Annotated in this window: 16 protein-coding genes; 1 reads left to right on the forward strand and 15 read right to left on the reverse strand. The window is 41.7% G+C overall.

All coding sequences use genetic code 11. From position 1 onward, the window contains the following. Positions 1–64 precede the first annotated feature (64 nt). From PKC96_05245 to leuS, 10 genes are all read right to left on the reverse strand, one after another. Positions 65–1,063: a LacI family DNA-binding transcriptional regulator gene (locus tag PKC96_05245; protein HMM00730.1), complete on the reverse strand. Its 999-nt coding sequence runs from the start codon at positions 1,061–1,063 to the stop codon at positions 65–67. A 113-nt stretch (positions 1,064–1,176) separates the two neighbouring features. After that, positions 1,177–2,283, reverse strand: coding sequence for a nicotinate phosphoribosyltransferase (locus tag PKC96_05250; protein HMM00731.1), 1,107 nt, complete (start codon positions 2,281–2,283; stop codon positions 1,177–1,179). 2 nt (positions 2,284–2,285) lie between these two features. Further along, a complete protein-coding gene (locus PKC96_05255; protein ID HMM00732.1) occupies positions 2,286–2,885 on the reverse strand; it encodes a hypothetical protein in 600 nt (199 codons plus the stop codon). After that, a complete protein-coding gene (locus PKC96_05260; protein HMM00733.1) occupies positions 2,882–3,967 on the reverse strand; it encodes a M42 family peptidase in 1,086 nt (361 codons plus the stop codon). The genes PKC96_05255 and PKC96_05260 overlap by 4 nt, the downstream gene beginning before the upstream one ends. Continuing rightward, complete coding sequence (trmB, locus tag PKC96_05265) at positions 3,915–4,610, reverse strand: tRNA (guanosine(46)-N7)-methyltransferase TrmB (protein HMM00734.1); 696 nt, start codon at positions 4,608–4,610, stop codon at positions 3,915–3,917. The genes PKC96_05260 and trmB overlap by 53 nt, the downstream gene beginning before the upstream one ends. After that, on the reverse strand, positions 4,607–5,965 hold the full coding sequence (locus PKC96_05270) for a Sapep family Mn(2+)-dependent dipeptidase (protein HMM00735.1): 1,359 nt from the start codon (positions 5,963–5,965) through the stop codon (positions 4,607–4,609). Before PKC96_05270 ends, trmB begins: the two co-directional genes overlap by 4 nt. Before the next feature lie 78 nt (positions 5,966–6,043). Beyond that, positions 6,044–6,613, reverse strand: a complete 570-nt coding sequence (locus tag PKC96_05275; protein HMM00736.1) for an ECF transporter S component — start codon at positions 6,611–6,613, stop codon at positions 6,044–6,046. Beyond that, on the reverse strand, positions 6,606–7,394 hold the full coding sequence (locus PKC96_05280; protein ID HMM00737.1) for a type III pantothenate kinase: 789 nt from the start codon (positions 7,392–7,394) through the stop codon (positions 6,606–6,608). The genes PKC96_05275 and PKC96_05280 overlap by 8 nt, the downstream gene beginning before the upstream one ends. A gap of 87 nt (positions 7,395–7,481) precedes the next feature. Continuing rightward, positions 7,482–9,617 (reverse strand): Tex family protein, encoded by a 2,136-nt coding sequence (locus PKC96_05285; protein HMM00738.1) that lies wholly within the window; start codon positions 9,615–9,617, stop codon positions 7,482–7,484. 4 nt (positions 9,618–9,621) lie between these two features. Then, entirely contained in the window at positions 9,622–12,030 is a 2,409-nt protein-coding gene (gene leuS / locus PKC96_05290; GenBank protein HMM00739.1) for a leucine--tRNA ligase, read from the reverse strand. 660 nt (positions 12,031–12,690) lie between these two features. Between leuS and PKC96_05295 the strand changes: the two genes are divergently transcribed. Next, a complete protein-coding gene (locus PKC96_05295; GenBank protein HMM00740.1) occupies positions 12,691–13,206 on the forward strand; it encodes a hypothetical protein in 516 nt (171 codons plus the stop codon). Positions 13,207–13,361: 155 nt separating this feature from the next. Here the strand turns inward: PKC96_05295 and PKC96_05300 are convergent, their stop codons facing one another. The 5 genes from PKC96_05300 to PKC96_05320 are packed head-to-tail and all read right to left on the reverse strand — an operon-like array spanning position 13,362 to position 18,628. Then, positions 13,362–14,024 carry a lysoplasmalogenase family protein gene (locus PKC96_05300; protein ID HMM00741.1) on the reverse strand — a complete coding sequence of 221 codons (663 nt, stop codon included), beginning with the start codon at positions 14,022–14,024 and terminating at the stop codon, positions 13,362–13,364. 2 nt (positions 14,025–14,026) lie between these two features. Continuing rightward, positions 14,027–15,469 (reverse strand): glycogen synthase, encoded by a 1,443-nt coding sequence (locus PKC96_05305; GenBank protein ID HMM00742.1) that lies wholly within the window; start codon positions 15,467–15,469, stop codon positions 14,027–14,029. After that, on the reverse strand, positions 15,470–16,588 hold the full coding sequence (glgD, locus tag PKC96_05310; protein HMM00743.1) for a glucose-1-phosphate adenylyltransferase subunit GlgD: 1,119 nt from the start codon (positions 16,586–16,588) through the stop codon (positions 15,470–15,472). Further along, the gene (locus tag PKC96_05315; protein ID HMM00744.1) at positions 16,585–17,718 is read right to left on the reverse strand and encodes a glucose-1-phosphate adenylyltransferase; all 1,134 of its coding nucleotides are present in this window, start codon (positions 17,716–17,718) and stop codon (positions 16,585–16,587) included. Before PKC96_05315 ends, glgD begins: the two co-directional genes overlap by 4 nt. Before the next feature lie 10 nt (positions 17,719–17,728). Beyond that, the gene (locus PKC96_05320; GenBank protein ID HMM00745.1) at positions 17,729–18,628 is read right to left on the reverse strand and encodes a hypothetical protein; all 900 of its coding nucleotides are present in this window, start codon (positions 18,626–18,628) and stop codon (positions 17,729–17,731) included. Between the last annotated feature and the right edge of the window lie 23 nt (positions 18,629–18,651).

Below are 18,651 nucleotides of genomic sequence, written 5' to 3' on the forward strand. Positions count from 1 at the left end.
GCAAGATGAGTACTGGGTCTCTTCAACGCACAGATATTTTATCAAAATAAATGATAATCGACAACTACTCCTTCGTCGTATCCCGCTTAATAAAGGTCGATTCGACTTTAATTTGCTTTTGTGAAAGCTTACCTGCCATAAGATCACTTAGCATTTGCATCGCCTTCCGGCCGACCAGTTGCATATCAATATACATACTGGAAATGGTCGGGCGGATAATATTAGCATATTTGGTTCCAATAATTGAAAGGACTTCGACATCTTCAGGAATTCTCAATCCCGAATCGCGAGCAGCATTGATAATCGCCGCTGCGAGCGAATCACGATAAGCAAGGAAGTAACCGGACTTTGTCGTCTTAAAGAACTCGATAAAGTCCAAATAAGTCTTCGTATATGAGTCATCGCAGCTTAGAATTCCATAGCTCTTATTCGCGTCAATATGCGTAGTTACAAAGCTTCTTTCGATTCTCGCTAAAAGCCGTCCCGCATTATGAACATGCAAGAAATACATTTTCTTCTCGCCGCTCGTAAAATAACTATTCAATATGTCTCTTAGAAGATGCTCATATCCAAAGGTAATACACCCCACCTTATCGGAGGTTATTTTATTATTAACAGCGATAACCGGCACTTGGTAAGAAGAGATTTTTTGAGTATCTTCAACATCGAGTTCATCATCAAAGATGATAGCCCCGTCGACATGGGAAGTTATAACTTTATTCATCGCCTGGATAGCTTCTTCTTTATTGTGCGAAGTTACAAATAACGACAGCATATAGCCGCGATCCCGCGCCGCTTCCGTTAAACCATTGAGCATATTCGATATGTAAACATAATTGGCCCGGGGAATAACAACTCCGATATTGGTAGACCGATTCGTGGCTAAGGCTTGAGCGAGCGCACTCGGCTTATAGCCTAAGCGAGAAATGGTATCCTCGACTTTTTTCCGCGTTTCTAAAGTAACATTCTTATGATTGTTTATTACTCGCGAAACCGTTGCAAGCGATACTCCCGCGGCTTTTGCGACCTCATAAATTGTCACCCGATCTTTAATATTATCCATCAATAAAGTCCTCCCTTAACAATTACATTATATGTAAATTTTTTTCATAGTCAACGAAGATAATGCCAATTATATGAAAAAATATAGCAAAAGGCTTTTCAAAAGGACGTTTTTTACCGATTAACTGGATAATCTACGGTTTCAAGTCGGGAATTAGGATAATTATGTCGTCCTTCTTTGGCTTCTTCACTGCCATCCAAAGTGACTAAATCTCCGGTATAACCGACCGTATCATTGATGACAAAATAACTGCCTACCCCGTAGGTATCCACCGGAGTATGGGCATCTTCAAATTCCTTAATTTTATCCGGGTTAAAACCGCTGCTAACAACAATTTTAACGTAATTGAATCCCTCTTTATCCAAAGCCGCTCGAAGGGCAAAGATTAATTCCTTGCACACCCCATGCGGATCAAAACGGGAAGTATCCTTATCGTCAAAATAATGATCAACCATCGATTTTGAAGTATCGACGCGAACGGCGGCAAGTTTTTTCTTAAGGTGGCGTGCTGCCTTTAATCCATCGGTAATAACATCATTATGATAATCAATAAGCGCGGTCACTTTTTCATCCGGAAACGCCGCTAGATACATATCGCAGGCTTTCAAAATGTCTCCGCCATTGATTTGAATCAGGGCATGGGGCATAGTTCCAACTCCCTTTCCTCCATACCAATGAGCTTGCGCATCAGTAGAAACTTTTGCTATTCCCGCCACATAAGTAGCATATCCGTCTCCTACTTGCGTCAAATAATCATCTTGGCGATCGGCCATGGAGAAAACATTTTTGCCGTTTACCACTTTTAATACTTCGCGAACATTGGTGGCTACGCTACTTCTGCGCGCCAAAATACCGTCGATTAAACTTTCTAAAAAGCCAAAATCTTCGTATCGACCCGTGACTTTCAAAACCGGTTCGTTAGCCTGAATAATATCGCCATCATTAAGCGCCTCAATAATCAGATCCTCCGGTTTATTGGCAAAAGTATGAATAAGTGCAATCGCTTCATCCAGTCCGCATACCATCGTATCATCGCGGCGTTGAAACCACTGCTCGGTAACAATATGGTCCTTTAAAAATTGGTGAACTATTTTTTTGCTTTTTAAAAAATAATTAGCCGTATAAAAACCATCGCCGATTTTCTCTGGAAAGCAAAAGGTCAGATTAGTTAAGCGTTTAATTTTGCCTGCTTCTTTAAGTTTGATTTCAAGTTCTTCCATATTTATTTTCTCCTTATTTGAAAAATATCGTCGCCACTTTTCATCGTTTTATCGAGTTTAAAAGCTATCTCTTTCGCTTCATCTTCAATTCCAAGATCAACCGTTCGGCAGATTACTCCTTGCGTTTCATTATCTCGATCACCAACGATACGACCGCTGGCAAGCGTCGTATGCTCAAGCGCAACTACGACCATGTCATTCACATAAATCCCTTGCAAATTAGAATTTAGCGTAGTGGTCTTTTGCCCTATTTCCAAAGTATAACTTGAAATTTGATTGCTTATACTCTGAATGAAAACAACTTTTGCCGCGACAAATCCCGAAGATGAACTATATTCTAAAAGCGGAAGATGAAGTGGCTCTAATAGGGAATTTAACACTTCGATTAATGCTGATGGGGGCAAAATTACCAGACCGGAACTTTTAATTTTAATAATGTGCTGCAAATCATAAATCTCATAGCCAATAATTTCATTATCGTTATATAGAACTGTGATTTTTCCTTTTTTTTCTTTTCGCGAAGGAACCCGATCAAAGAATTTCACCCAGAGAATATCTCCAAATAAGGGCAGATTGTAAAATAGTCCCTGACTTTTAGTCATCGACGGGCCTCGCGCCATAGTTGAAACCGTTCAGCATTAATATGATTTAACATCCAAAGAAGCGATTTTTTGGCGGCCAAATAATCATCGATATCAATTACGCTTGAACAGGTATGAATGTTGCGCGCGCATATGCAGTGTGTCAAGGTCAATATGCCATCAAATTGGCGATGAATAGCCCCGGCATCGGTCCCCCCATTACTGTCAAAATATTGATAGCGAACTCCCGTTTGCTCGCACGCTTCCCGCTGAAAAGCCAACAATTCGGGAAAGGCAATCATCGAGCGATCATAAAACCGCAATAAAACGCCCGCTCCCAATTGACCTAAAGCCCCTTGATCTCCCATTGAATCGCGCGCCGGAGAGCAATCGAGAACAATTGCTAAATCAGGATGAATCTTGTGGGCGATTGTTTCAGCTCCTCGTGTTCCCACTTCTTCTTGAACAGTTCCGCCGATATAAATATCAAAATCGAAATCTTGATTTTTGATTTCTTCAAGGATATCAAGGCCAAGAACAAGTCCATATCGATTGTCGAAGGCCTTTGCCAAAAGCCGTTTCCTTGAAGTGAGTATTTCAAATGGGCCGTCAGCCACAATTTGCGCGCCTTGATATATGCCGTTTGTCAGTGCCCCCTGCTTTGAAGAAAAGCCGAAGTCAAATAACATAGAAGCTATTTTTGTCGGTACGCTTCTTTCAGTTTCGCTCAAAAGATGGGGAGGAACAGCATCGATGGAACCTGGTATCCAGTTGCCATCACGGGTCTGAAGGTGAACCCGATGGGCAAGCAGAGTTTGATCATTGACTCCGCCAATTGGCGCCACCTTAACCATCCCGTTATCCGTTATCTCGCGAACAACGAAACCAACTTCATCCATATGACCGGCAATCAAGACTTTAATTTTATTCTTCTTGCCCTTTTTGTGGGCAAAAATGCTGCCGAGATTATCGTAAATCAGTTCGTATCCCAGCTCAGAATACTTTTCCTTAAGAAAGTTGGTAATTTCCTTCTCATAGCCACTGACACCATTAATCTGGGTCAGAGTTTGGAAGAGGTTCAATTGTTTTGCGTTCAGGTCCATACGTCCTAAGTCCTTTCTTAGCGACTAACCGATTGATTTTATTACCCGCTAAACGAAATTTTTTTTCGTATTCGCTCAGGGAATCAAAATCGGCGCTCAATTCTGGATAATCAAAGGATAAAAAGTCGATTTTCCAGCGATTATTGCGAAAATTTTCCAGTGAGTAATTGAATAAATCAAGATTGTCCGTTTTTTGAAAAATCTTTCCACCCCGCACTAATATCCGTTGATACTCGAGAATAATATTGTCAAATGTCAAACGTCGTTTAGCATGGCGTTTCTTCGGCCAAGGATCGGAAAAGTTTAGAAAAATCCCGCTGATTGTTTCATCAGGAACAAAGGGCGCCACCTCATAAATGTCAGCGTCCACCAGTCGAATGTTCTTTAAACCCGATTCGACAATTTTTTTGGTGGCAACACTAGCGGCCGATAAGTTTTTTTCGATGGCAAGAAACTGCCGCCGGGGAAACTTCTTAGCCAACCCGATGATAAAATCCCCTCGTCCCGCACCAACTTCAATATAGACGCCTTGATGATCCAGATACTCTTGAAACTGAGGATCGTTCAATTTGTTCGCATCAAATGTAATTTCACGGTGATCTTCAATATAAGGCTTACCCCAAGGCTTATATTTTAATCTCATAAATCCCGCCCTAATTTATAGATTGCATGCGCATAAATAGCCATCGACCGCCGTAGGTCATTGAGTTCAAAATGTTCGTTGGGAGAATGAATCAAGTTGTCCGTTCCGGGGAAAGTGGCACCGAAGGCAACTGTGTTCTTGCTCTCTTTGGCATATGTCCCTCCCCCAATCGTCATCGGCTTACTAACTGTGTCGCCGGTTTCCTCAACATAAATTTGATATAGAGCTTTAATAAATGGGCTTTCCGGATCAAAATATAGGTATGGTGAAGTAGAAATAATCTCCGTTGGAACAAGCGTTTTTTCATTAATTCGCTCAACGATATCCTCGCCATTGACCGTCTCCGGATAACGGAAATTAACCGTCACTCTTAAAACGGTATCCACATATTCGATGACGCCAACATTATAGGTGGTTTGATGAAGATTATCTGACTCAAAGTATAAATTCATCGCCTTGCCAAACGGATCGGCATAAAGCGATGCCAAGTTTTTAAGAGCGGCCAAATCATAATAATCGCCTAAAAATTCAATCAATTGCAAACCTGCGTTTATGCCAAGTTCCGGTTCACTGCCATGAGCACTTTTGCCGAAAACGGTAAGGTGCATTTTATCGTTTTCCTTTTGAAGTGAATATTTTAACTTGCGCTTTTTTAACTCACCATCGATGGTATCATCGCTAACGATGACCGCCTCCGCGGTATCGATGACTACATTCGATGCCGTACCGGCATTAATTGAGATAACCGGAAATAGATCAATCTGCGCCTGGTGAAGATAATTGGTTATTCCCTTTTCCCCATAAATTAACGGAAAATCCGCATCGGGTGTAAACCCATATGTCGGATAGGGCTTCTTTAATTCATCAAAATAGTACTTCAAGCAAGCGGAACCATTTTCTTCGTTGCCGCCAAAAACCATCGTGACCTTATAGCCATCAATCAAGTGGGCGTCACGAAGTGCCTTCAAGGCATAGTATGCGGCAATTCCCGGGCCTTTATCATCACTGGTTCCTCGACCATACATCACATCATTTTCAATTTCGCCCGAAAAGGCCGGATGTTTCCATGCACCCGAAACCGGAACTACATCGGCATGGGCGTAAACTGCGATAAGTTTATCGCCGCTTCCAAAACTGATTTCGGTTGCGTAACCATCGCAATAATCAACCGAAAAGCCATCTTTTTCTGCTAGTTTTCCAATGAAAGTTAAGGCTTTATGAACGCCTTCGCCAAACGGCATATTCTTGGCCACCGTAGCGCCATCATAGACGGAATCAATCTGCACAAAACTTTGGAGTGTTTTAATTGCCTCAGTCTCATAATTTTTCATCAGTTCTTTAAAATCGTATTTCATAAAAATTACCTCAATGTATGTATTTTACTCTATCTATAACATTTTTTCAGTATCGGAAGAGTATTTTGCCAATTAAATTCAGTAGCGCAGGAATCGATTAAGGATCGGATACATGCTCTGAATAACAATGGTCGATATAATCGCAGCCAATCCGGCCTCAAGCAATGAATTTGAGCCGATAATAACCCAGAAAACATCCTTATATGATGGCTCGCGGACAATTAGCATTCCCAGGGTAAAGAAACTATGAAGCATCGTTAAAATAAACGCTGAAATGGGAACGGATACAAGCAGCATTTTGCGATTACTTGCCCAGTGTTTTTTTACGAAATACATCAATAATCCCGCCAAAAGGCCAAACAATGCCCGCGGAAGTACGGAAACTTCGGGATGGGCAAAAAATGGATCCATAATACTGCGGGGATTAGTAAGCGCATTAATCCAACTCGTCAGGCCAAAAGTTAATCCGAAAATAAATCCATCCACGGGACGGAAAAAGAATGAACCTAAAATAACAACAATAGGGATGATTGTTAAAGTATATGGTCCGATCGGAATAAAGCCCAAAAATGGAACCGTAGCCATCAAGATGATAATGGCGATAAATAACGCATCTTCGCTCATCATTTGAACACGCTTATTACGCATTATTCGTTCCTCCTTCAGTTGCATTCCGTTCAAAAATAATTCGTAGGCCATTAAGAACCGTGTCGGGAGCAAAATAGTAATCGCTGCTGAGAAGATCTTTAACTAAATAGGCATATCCCCCCATAAGAACATGGTGACAACTGTAGCCTAATTCTTTTTCAATATCATCAACTAGTCCGCGAATCATGGCCGCGCAGCCATAAATCGCTCCGCTGTTCATTGAATCGGAAGTGTTGCGGCCGACGATTTTCTTCGGTCGTTTTAAGGATATGTCCGGAAGAAGCGCCGTCGATCCCACCAAAGCCTGAACCGAGACCTTTAGGCCTGGAGTAAAGACTCCCCCGATAAATGCACCGTCCCGATCAATCACAATTACTTTGGTGGCTGTTCCTAAATCAATCATAATCGACGGAAAACCAAACCTTTCCTTTGTGCCAACCGCATCTGCCACCAGGTCGCCGCCAAGTTCAAGCGGATTATCTATACGAATTGATAGGCCCGTCTTGATTGGAGGTGCCACCAGTAGAAAAGTAAAAGAAAAGACGGATTCCAAAGCATTTTTTATTCTTTCTGTCAAAGAAGGAACAACACTGGCTATGATTCCGCCCGAAACTTTCTGATAGCTAATCTCCGCCTCACGAAACAACATTTTGAATAGACTCAAATACTCATCCTGGGTTTTCTTCGCATCGGTTAGGGTATGAAGAGTCGTTATTAACTTCTCTTTCTCAAAAAATCCCAACGTGATATCGGTGTTTCCCATATCAACTGTTAAAAGCATAATCAAATCCTCCGCTACCATCCTGCCTATGCAGGTATCGTGCGTCTTAATTATACGGAAAAATCTCTTGAATGACAAACTCAATGATTACTTTACGTTTTTCATTGATAGGCCAATCCGATTGCGTTTTTCATCGACGCTTATAACTCTGACCTTCACGATATCATTGATCTTTACAACTTCCAGAGGAGAGCGAATAAAACGGTCGGCCATTTCGCTGATATGGACAAGGCCATCACTATGGACACCGATGTCGACAAAGACCCCAAAATCCATAATGTTACGTACAGTTCCGTTTAAAATCATTCCTTCCTTTAAATCGGAAATTTCTTTCACATCATTCCGCAGATCGGCGCTCTGCGCCTTGTCGCGCGGATCGCGGCCGGGTTTAACCAGATCCTCAATTATGTCTTTGACGGTCGGATATCCCACTTTGTTTTCTCTTGCAAAAGCACTAATATCGATAAGTTTTAATTTTTCGCTGGCTTCGTTGCTGCCGAGAGTAGAAATATCGATTTGATTATCCGCAAGCAATTTTTCGGCTATGGCATAACTTTCCGGATGAATACCGGTATTATCCAAGGGATTATAATCCCGGATACGTAAGAAACCCGCTGCTTGAGTAAAAGCTTTGGGCCCGAGTTTGGGAACATTTAAAAGTTCTTTCCGCGATTTAAATGGTCCATTTGTCTCCCGATAAGCGATTATACTGTCGGCAAGCGAAGCGGATATTCCCGCGACATAACTGAGCAAACTGGCGGAAGCCTCATTTAAATACACTCCAACCTCATTAACGGTCGCTTCGACTACCCCTAATAGAGCATCTCCCAATTTCTTTTGATTCATGTCATGCTGATATTGGCCGACGCCAATTGATTTAGGATCGATTTTTACTAATTCCGCCAACGGATCAATCAGCCGACGCCCGATGCTTACCGCCGAACGCTCTTCAACGTGAAAGGTTGGAAATTCTTTGGCGGCTAATTCGGAAGCGCTGTAAACGCTTGCTCCCGCCTCATTGACAATGACAATTTTTACCGCAAGATGATGGTTATTTATAAAATTATCGAGAAAGGTTTTTGATTCGCGGCTAGCCGTTCCGTTGCCTAAAGCAATATAGTCAAAGCCATATTTCTGATGCCAGTTTAATAGAAAGGCCTCGGCTTTTTGCGTATCGTTATGCGGTGCCGTCGGGTAGATGACTCCCTTACTGATAAATGTTCCATGCTGGTCAAGGAGCGCCAATTTACAACCAGTTCTAAAAGCCGGGTCAAAACCGAGAATTTTTTGGTTATGCAGTGGCGGTGTCAGCAGGAGTTGACGCAAATTTTCTTTAAAAACAACGATAGATTGGTCTTCCGCCCGCTCCATCAGTTCATTCCAAATTTCGTTTTCAACACTCGGGAATAAAAGTCGTTTAATGCTATCAAGAAATGCCGTATTCAAATCTGAGCCATAAGGCTTTTCAAGGGCAAAGAATGATTTTGCTTTTACTTTGGCAAATTCTTCAATGTCAAACAGAATATCCATCTTTAGTATTTCCAGTTTACTCCCGCGATTGAGGGCTAAAATTCGATGATTAGGAATCGATTTAACCGCTTCCTTATAGTCGTAATAATTAGCAAATATTCCTTTTTCATCTTCACTTTTCTTCGTACTGTGAACCTGACCTTGGCTTTTAATCGCCGTGCGGATAGTCGCTCTCAATGAAGCGATGTCGGCCCACTTCTCGGCGATAATATCCCGGGCTCCCGCCATCGCTTCATCGACATCAGCCGCCTTCTTTTCACCCACAAAACGACTGATAATTGCCTGATCAGTCAAAACTTCCTTTTGCGCTAAAATAATATTAGCCAGAGGTTCAAGCCCTTTGGCTATAGCCATCGTGCCTCTTGTTTTACGTTTTGGCTTATAGGGCCGATAAATATCTTCCACTTCCGCCAAAGTCATAGCTTCTTCAATTTGTTCAAAGATATGTTCATCTTCAACTTTTTGCTCGCGAAGGCTATTTATGACTGTTTGCTTTCGCTCCAAAAGGTTAGTTAGGTATTCACGACGGGTAAAAAGGCTACGGAGAATTCCATCATCGAGTCCCCCGTGCATTTCCTTCCGATAGCGCGCGATAAAAGGAATGGTATTTCCATCGTCTAAAAGCGAAAAAACCGTTTTGACTTGCGCGGAGCTAATCGCTAGTTCGCGGGCAATAATTTCTACGATATCCATAAAATCACCGTATTACCACATTCACAATTTTGTTCTTAACCGCGATAACCTTAACGATGGTCCTGCCATCTATATAACGGGTAATTGCCTCATTACTTAGCGCCACATTTTTCAAGTCCTCGATTTCCATATCAAAAGGAACCTTAACCGATGCCCGGAGTTTGCCATTTACCTGCAGGGCAATCTCAATTTCATTCAATTGAAGTTTACTCTCGTCATAGGTCGGCCACGGCGCATATGTAATCAATTCTTCATGACCGAAATTATGATACAATTCCTCGCCTAGATGGGGAGCAATCGGCGCCAAAAGACGAATAAAGCCGTCAAGATATGGGCGATAAATAGACTTGGCTTTATAGACGTCGTTGATAAAAATCATCATTTGGCTTATCGCTGTGTTAAATTGCAGTTTCTCGTAATCTTCCGAAACTTTTCGCACCAGATAATTATATGAATAGTCCAATTCTTGCGAGTTTTGCTCGGATACTTTACTTGTTTGTTCCGGTTCAGAAAAAACTCTTTCCACGCGGTCGAGCCATCTTTTGGCTCCGTCCAGCCCCGTATCCGACCACGGAAGCGAGGCCTCCAGCGGTCCCATGAACATTTCGTATACACGCAAGGTATCCGCGCCATACTTGATGATTACTTCATCTGGGTTGACGACATTCCCGCGCGATTTTGACATCTTTTCGCCGTTACTTCCTAAAATCATCCCCTGATGAAAAAGACGTTTAAAAGGCTCGCTCGTACTAACGATTCCTTTGTCATAAAGATATTTATGCCAAAAGCGAGCGTAAAGGAGATGCAAAACGGCGTGCTCCTGGCCGCCAATATATAGGTCGACAGGCAGCCAGTGCTTTAATAAAACCGGATCGGCGATGGCGGATGAATTATCCGGATCCAGATAGCGCATATAATACCAGCAACTTCCCGCCCACTGCGGCATCGTGTTGGTTTCTCTTTTTCCCTCTTCGCCGTCGATTGTAACATTGAGCCAATCGGTTGCATTGGCTAACGGCGACTCACCTGTACCGGATGGTTTATATTCTTCTAAATTCGGCAAAACAAGCGGAAGTTCATTTTCCGGAACGGGAACCAGACGCTTATCCTTATTCATTATGATAATCGGAATCGGCTCTCCCCAGTACCGCTGACGGCTAAATAACCAATCTCTTAATTTATAGTTGGTTGTTTTTCTACCTTTTTTCTTAGAAATCAGCAGGTCCAAAATAACGGTTTTCGCATCCTTAATGTTCAGTCCGTTGGCAATATCCGAATTAATATGCGCTCCATCATCGACAAAAGCGCTTTCGCTTACGTCGGCATCGATAATCGGTTTAATCGGCAAGTGATATTTTTTTGCAAAAGCATAGTCGCGTTCATCATGAGCGGGAACTGCCATTACGGCGCCGGTTCCGTAACTACCCAGCACATAATCGGCCACATAGATAGGAACCTGCTCTTCGTTGACGGGATTAATGGCATAAGCACCAGTAAATACTCCCGTTTTATCCTTGTTTAGCTCGGTTCGATCCATATCCGATTTCTTCATCACTTCTTCGATATAAGCGTCCACTTCCGCCTTGTGTTTAGAAGTGGTTATTTTATTTACAAGCGGATGCTCTGGTGCCAAGCAGCAATAGCTACAGCCATATAATGTATCAACTCGGGTAGTGAAAACGGTAAACATAGCATCGGCAACCCCCGCCACTACGAAATCAACCTCCGCTCCTTCCGATCGACCAATCCAATTCTTTTGCATTTCAATTGTCGAGTTGGGCCAGTCTAAACCCTCAAGCCCGCTTAGTAGTTTATCCGCATATGCGGTTATTTTTAATAGCCACTGCCGCATCGGCTTGCGAATAACCGGAAAGCCTCCGACTTCACTCTTGCCGTCGATAACTTCCTCATTGGCCAAAACGGTTCCTAATTCCGGGCAAAAATTCACCGGTTTATAATCAACGTAGGCCAATCCATCCTTAAACATATTTTCAAAAATCCACTGCGTCCAGCGATAATATTTAGGACTGGAAGTTTCGATTTCCCGGTCCCAATCGTAGGAAAAGCCCAAAGCTTTTATTTGCCGACGAAAATTGGCGATATTTTTCTCGGTAAAGTGAGCGGGATGATTACCGGTTTTAACCGCATATTGCTCCGCCGGAAGGCCAAAAGCATCCCAGCCAATTGGGTGGAGAACATTGTAACCCTGCATTCTTTTCATACGCGCGATAATATCGCTCGCGGTATACCCCTCCGGATGTCCAACATGCAAGCCTTGACCGGAAGGATAAGGAAACATATCCAGGACGTAATACTTCGGTTTGGAAAAATCATACACATCGCAATGGTATGCTTTTTTATCTTCCCAAATTCTTTGCCATTTTTGATCAATTGAATTAAAATCGTAGCCCATAGCTTTTTCCTCCAAAAAATAAAAAAGATGATACGAAGGGCGAATGAATCGCGGTACCACCTTACTTTCGCTAAAATTTAGCCTCATTATACGTTTTAAGGCAACGCATCCATTCCGCGGATAATCTGAGATACAGGTTTCAAGTTCGCTCTTCCACTGTCAGCGAATCGCTAATGGCTTTACATCCTGTTTAGTGATGTCGGAATATATTTATTTTACCATATTTTTTTGATTAGTAAATCAAATCAATAAGCATATTGCTCGCCCTAATTGTTGTATTACCAGCTACGTAAGATTTTTCTTAGAAATAAAAATAGGTGCCAACAACATCGCTTAAATCTTAAAATAATTGCTGAAAGATTTATGAATCACTTATAAAAACTTTGGTGCAATTCCTCTAAAAATAAACGCTGCTATCACATTGTTATATTTTAACGAATAAGCAGGCATGCCATTAAACTTACCAGTCGGAAGTATCAAATTCTTTAATATGCATTAATCCGATTGAACAATAGTTACAGTTTTCCTATTATGTGGCCGACATATTTACAATATTCTAATTTATCAAGAAAGAAATGATTACTTTGTTTAATTTTTCATTACTCAAAAATCATGACGTTGATAATGGAAGTAGTGTTTGTCTAATGTTAAAACGCGTATATGAAAAAAATACTAAAGTCTCTTTTAATATCAGTTCTTGCCATTCTCAGTGGAGTCAGCGTTTCCTATGCGGATTTTGTTTTTCCAAAAACTGGAAGCACCAGTAATGTCGGAGAAATTGATTTATCAATTCATGAATGGGATTTTTTTAGTAAACTAGACAAAGATTATTTAGTTTCAATTTCAGGCGGAGAAAAGCATAGTTTAGCCGTGACATCCTTGGGAAAAGTGTTTGCCTGGGGAAGTGATAATTATGGCCAAATCGGCAATGGAGCGGGGAGTAGTTCAGATGTAACCAGTCCGCAAGATATAACCGCCAACTTCGCGGGACTAGCCACGAATGAAACTGTGGTTAGTGTTTCAGCCGGCGCAAACCATGCCTTTGCCGTGACATCCCTAGGAAAAGTGTTTGCCTGGGGAGGTAATGATAATGGCCAACTAGGTAATGGAAGGTCGGGGAGTAGTTCAAAAGTAACCAGTCCGGAAAATATAACCGCCAACTTCACGGGACTTTAATGAATAAAATTGTGGCTAGTGGTATAACAAGGCGGCATTATTTACTTTCCATAACATTTCCAAAGAAATGTCTGCTGTAGATAATAGCATTTTCCTAAAATATATAATTCAGTCACTCTTTTTTTGAAGAAAGTAATTTCACATCATTCTTAACTTTACATCATAAGGAGTATTGCTAACCCCAATGCTAATCCATATTGACCGAGCAAATATGGAAGCATAATATAAAAATTTTCGTGCGGTTCGCGGCGTTCATATATTGTGTGCCCTAAATAGACATCACTTGCGATGAAAAGAAGGCTTCCAAAAAGGACAAATCCGGAAGCAAGATCGTGACGTGCGCTTGTCAAGATAAGGGCAGATACAAAAACCGTAAAAAGAATGGCTCCATAAATGGTAGCAATCCAACTATCATTTTTAAATTTCGCTTTCAAGACGATGGAGGCCAAGTAAATGACTATAAATACAACCGCCACTCCGTATAAAGAAATCCATAGTGGATTTAAGCTTATGCCGGCAATTTTCAGTATTAAGTATATATAGAAAATATGGCCAATGGCAAAACTGATGAAACCGCCGTACAAGAAAATTTTTTTATCCTTAAAAAGCATAAACAAATCGCCTAAGCATCCAAAGCTTAAAGCCAAATATAAAAACCCATTAGAAATTTTTAAAAAGTAAATAACCAACATCAACGAAGGCATTAAAAACACCTTTGTGATTCCCCGCGATAACTTTTTTTCCTTATAGGAAAGTACAAGATGAATTAGCGATAAGACAACTAGCCAAATTAAAGCCAGGCCTGCCAATAAGTCCATAATTACTCCTCCTTAAGTTGTTGATAAAGTTTTAAATACTCCTCGCCGGATTTTTCCCAATCATTATTAGCGGACATGGCATTTTGGATGAGCCGACTAAAAACCTTTGGTTTTTGATAAGTCTTCGCGGCGAGCATAATTGCTTCATTTAACGCCGAGGAATTATACTCATAAAAACCAAAGCCGTTGGCCTTAGAAATTGGATTATTCTCATATCCTAAAACGGTATCTTTTAACCCTCCCGTATAACGAACTAAGGGTAAAGTCCCATAACGGAGGGCAATCATCTGACCGGTTCCGCAGGGTTCAAACAATGATGGCATCAAAAAGATATCCGATCCGGCATATATCTCGTGCGCCAGCGCATTGTTATATCCAAGATAAATACCGACTTGCTCAGGAAATTCCCGTCTTAGGTTTTCGAGAAAATCTTCGCAGGCTTGTTCTCCTGAACCCAGAGCGACAAAGTAATCGCCTTTTTCTAATGCCGGGCGAATAGCCTTTTCGATGAGATCGATTCCTTTTTGCCAAGTCAGGCGTGAAACAAGCCCAAATAGCGGCCGCTTCTCATCATTTGACAAATGGAAGGTTTGCAATAATTGCTTTCGGCAAAGGCTTTTACCGAGGCCGAAATTTGCTTGCGAATAGTTAGAGGCCAAATACTTGTCGTTTTCCGGATTAAACTCCTGATAGTCAATACCATTTAGTATCCCCACAAAACGGCCGCGCCGGAGTTCAATAACGGAATTCAGCCCTTTGCCACCCTCGGAAGTCAATAGTTCCTCGGCATGTGTGGGCGAAACTGTCGTAATCATATCCGCATAAATGATCGCCGATTTTAAGGTTGACACTTGATTGCCGAAACGTACTTGACCATTATCGTAAAGCTGGTGGGGCAAACCATAAAACTCCGTCAGCAAATCCTGTGCAAAAATCCCCTGAAATGCCGGATTATGAATTGTCAGTACCGTCTTTAGTTTCGCAAACGGCGCATTGCCTTTTTCACGCTCTTTGAATAGTACGGGCAACATGCCCGCCTGCCAGTCATGAACATGAACAATATCGGGAAATGGCACCACTCCTTGCTTTAACATGTCATACACCGCTTGGGTAAAAAAAGCGAATCGTTCCGTATCGTCACCATATCCATATAACCCTTCACGGGCGAAGTAGTATTCATTATCAATCAAATAGTAGGTGATGCCATCAATAGAAGTAGTAAAAAGATTAGCTCTTTGATTGCGCCAACCGAGAATGACATCGAAACTGGCAATCTGGCGGATAGGATAATTCATATCTTTGAATATCGTTCCATAAAGGGGCATAACAATCGCCACTTCCTGCTTGGAGGCAACCAATTCTTTGCTTAAAGCATAGACGACATCCGCTAATCCACCCGTTTTGGCCAAGGGATTTGCTTCACTGCTAACCATTAATATTTTCATTTAAATTTGATCTCCTTGGTGGACGTAGGCGGGGTGGCTTTCTTCACCGTTTACTTCCTTGGCAAACTTGACGTGACAGTATTTATCCACAATGGCATTACATAAGCAAACATTAGAGCCAATAACCGATTGGGTAAGAACTATCGAATCGACAACTTTGGCTCCCGGTTCAATGACCACATCCCGCGAGATGATCGAGTTTTGAACTTTGCCATAAATTTGGGCCCCATTGGCTATAAAACTATTGCGGACTTCGGCCCCCTGATCATAAAAGGCCGGTGGCGTATCGTGAGTGACCGTATATATCGGCCATTCCGGCAAAAATAACTGCTGCCGATACTTGTAGTTAAGCAACTCCAAGGAGTATTCGATGTAATGTTCCATGCTATCGAAACAACGCACGAAGCCATCGTATCGATAGCCATGTACCCGTTCGCCGGCATTGCAACTAAACGCAATGATATCGTGAAGACCAAAGAAGGAAGATATCTCATTGCTTTTTTCCATTAATTCCATCAGTTTGGGGCGATTAATGATATACATTTCGAGAGAAATGTTCGCCGTATTAGCCGTTCCCTTGTTTGACCGAAGATTTATTACCAGCCCGTCGTTATTAAGGGTCACGATATCGCTTCCGATAAAGTGGTCTTTCGCTCTATCAACGGGAGCATAGATCAATGTAATCGCGGCGTTATTGGCGATGTGCTCCTGAAGGACTTTTCGATAATCGATCGCGCAAATAAAATGAGCCGGAGCAAAAACAATATAATCAGCGGTGCTTTTGCGCATCACCCAATCGTTGGTCCGTATATTGGCGAAGTCGGTATTGTAGCGGCGATTGAAAATCGCGCTTTCGTTGTACATGATGTTTTCAAATCCCGTCTTGGTGTTGACGTTCCAAGTGTTTCTGGAACCTAAGTGCTTTAATAATGAGCGCGGTTTCTCTTTGACTAAAATACCCACTTGGTCAATTCCCGAGTTGGTAAAATTTGATAGCGCAAAATCCATAAAAGCATATCGACCCAAAAATGATGTTGAGGCCAATGTCCGATCGGTAGTCATTTCTCCTAAATTAGGTGAATGATGAAGATTTAAAAGACCAAGCATTTTTCCACTCATAAATTACCTCCCTGATTGGCAAAAAGAGCAATTTTTCCTTGCTCACCTTTAAGCATTGAACCCTTCTTTATCACTTGATCCGGGCCGACGATGGCATAATCAATTTCGACTCCTTCTTCTATCGTGACATTAGGCATAACCACTGAATTACGGATTGAACTGCCATGGGAGAGGATGACTTCGTTAAAGACGATTGAATGATCGACTTCTCCTAAAATAATCGCTCCTTGATTAATCAGCGAATCTCTCACCGCAGCACTTTTTCCGACATATTGGGGAACGGAGTGCGTATCTTCAGTAAATATCTTGAGTTTTCCATCCTTAGAGAATTCCCGTTCGATCTCGGGGTTAAGCAAATCCATGCTTGCTTCCCAATAAGAATTGATAGTTCCGACATCCTTCCAATAACCATCGAATTGGTAGGCGAGTATTTTTTTCTTTTTTGCCAACAGATTTGGAATAATATTCTTGCCAAAATCGTGTTCACTCTGGTTGTCTTTATCATCTTCAATAAGCGCCGAACGCAAAATCTTATAGTCAAAAAGATAGATTCCCATACTTGCGAGATTAGACGTTGGGTTGGCGGGTTTCTCGGTAAATTTCGTGATGAAATTACTGCCGTCAACATCCATTATTCCAAAGCGCTTGGCCTCTTCAAGCGGAACGCGAATAACGGCGATCGTCAAATCAGCTTTGCTTTTAATATGCGCGTCAAGCATGGTTTGATAATTCATCCGATAGATATGGTCACCGCTTAAAATTAAGACATATTCCGGATCCATGTTATCGAGAAAATCAATATTTTGATAAATTGCGTCCGCCGTCCCCGCATACCAGTTACTGCCTTTTTCCGTCTGCCGAGGAGTTAAGGTGGCCGTCAATGACCGTACTCCGTTCAGTCCCCAATTATCCCCATTTCCGATGTAAGTGTTAAGAAACGTTGACTCATATTGGGTCATAACGCCGACAATATTAATATTTGAGTTGGCGATATTCGACATAGTGAAGTCGATTATTCGATATTTCCCTCCGAAAGGAATGCCCGGTTTAGCGCTTTTACGTGTTAAATCGAGCAGACGGGAGCCCTTTCCTCCTGCTAACAACATTGCCGCTACTTTGTTTTTTGCCATAAATTGTTCCTCACTTGTCATTATCAATTAGATTTATCGTCCGCTTCCATTCCCGAACAGCCATAATCAAATTATTGCGATCATCAATACTGGCTTTAATTATTTCCGATGTCACTGGAACCCGAATATTCGGTGCAAAATGAAAATCCCAGTCAAAGAAACTCAGAGAATAATTTTTGCTTTCATCAAGCGTTATTACCGGACGAGCCACCAGATACTGCAAACGATATAAAATCGGCTTAAATAATTCATCGCGCCGAATATCACTCCAATCCGGAACTAACTCCCGGCTGGTGAATTGAAGATAATCTCGTTCTCCGATTCGAATCGAAGATCGCTGAACAATTGATTTTTCGCCATCAGCCCAACGGCGAGGTTGGTGAAATCGATCACCGCGAAGCTGATAGAAAAAATCTGGCCATGATTTTAAGACGGTTGAAACGATAATTAATTGATTTTTATTTTCAAAATGATTGATGGCAATTTTTCCATTGTTATCGTCCATGGCAAATTCAGCTTCATACCAATGGCCCTTTAGCGAGTAGTTTAAATTCGATATAAGCGGATCGTCATCAATAATTTTACGGCTGGTCCAATTTAAATGACCAACCTTCATCTCTTGATCAATTAATGCATCGTAAGCCCTAGCAAAGCGTTGATTTTCCTTTTTGAGCTGAAGCGGATAGACGATAAATGATGCCAGTACAAAGACAACAACCATTGCCAAAAGAAGAATTAAGAGGACATGAGTTTGATTGCTGACATTAATCACCTTAAAAATTAGTAAAAACAGTATAACAAGATAGACCGCAGCCAGCGAAAGAAACAAAAATAAAATATGTGAAAAAACGCGCCAAAGATGATTTTTTTGCAGTTTTTGAAGTTTCTTGGTTAATAACTGCCGATCCATTTTTCCCACTTCTTTCACTTAAT

The organism is Bacilli bacterium (assembly GCA_035326105.1).
Taxonomy (GTDB): domain Bacteria; phylum Bacillota_I; class Bacilli_A; order RFN20; family CAG-826; genus UBA7706.

Coding starts and splice junctions, on each gene's coding strand:
- PKC96_05260 (HMM00733.1), bottom strand. CDS start 3,967: ATGGACCTGAACGCAAAACAATTGAACCTCTTCCAAACTCTGACCCAG.
- PKC96_05280 (HMM00737.1), bottom strand. CDS start 7,394: ATGCTTTTAACAGTTGATATGGGAAACACCGATATCACGTTGGGATTT.
- PKC96_05285 (HMM00738.1), bottom strand. CDS start 9,617: ATGGATATCGTAGAAATTATTGCCCGCGAACTAGCGATTAGCTCCGCG.
- PKC96_05270 (HMM00735.1), bottom strand. CDS start 5,965: ATGAAATACGATTTTAAAGAACTGATGAAAAATTATGAGACTGAGGCA.
- PKC96_05315 (HMM00744.1), bottom strand. CDS start 17,718: ATGGCAAAAAACAAAGTAGCGGCAATGTTGTTAGCAGGAGGAAAGGGC.
- PKC96_05320 (HMM00745.1), bottom strand. CDS start 18,628: ATGGATCGGCAGTTATTAACCAAGAAACTTCAAAAACTGCAAAAAAAT.
- PKC96_05245 (HMM00730.1), bottom strand. CDS start 1,063: ATGGATAATATTAAAGATCGGGTGACAATTTATGAGGTCGCAAAAGCC.
- PKC96_05295 (HMM00740.1), top strand. CDS start 12,691: ATGAAAAAAATACTAAAGTCTCTTTTAATATCAGTTCTTGCCATTCTC.
- PKC96_05300 (HMM00741.1), bottom strand. CDS start 14,024: ATGGACTTATTGGCAGGCCTGGCTTTAATTTGGCTAGTTGTCTTATCG.
- trmB (HMM00734.1), bottom strand. CDS start 4,610: ATGAGATTAAAATATAAGCCTTGGGGTAAGCCTTATATTGAAGATCAC.
- PKC96_05305 (HMM00742.1), bottom strand. CDS start 15,469: ATGAAAATATTAATGGTTAGCAGTGAAGCAAATCCCTTGGCCAAAACG.
- PKC96_05250 (HMM00731.1), bottom strand. CDS start 2,283: ATGGAAGAACTTGAAATCAAACTTAAAGAAGCAGGCAAAATTAAACGC.
- glgD (HMM00743.1), bottom strand. CDS start 16,588: ATGAGTGGAAAAATGCTTGGTCTTTTAAATCTTCATCATTCACCTAAT.
- PKC96_05255 (HMM00732.1), bottom strand. CDS start 2,885: ATGACTAAAAGTCAGGGACTATTTTACAATCTGCCCTTATTTGGAGAT.
- PKC96_05275 (HMM00736.1), bottom strand. CDS start 6,613: ATGCGTAATAAGCGTGTTCAAATGATGAGCGAAGATGCGTTATTTATC.
- leuS (HMM00739.1), bottom strand. CDS start 12,030: ATGGGCTACGATTTTAATTCAATTGATCAAAAATGGCAAAGAATTTGG.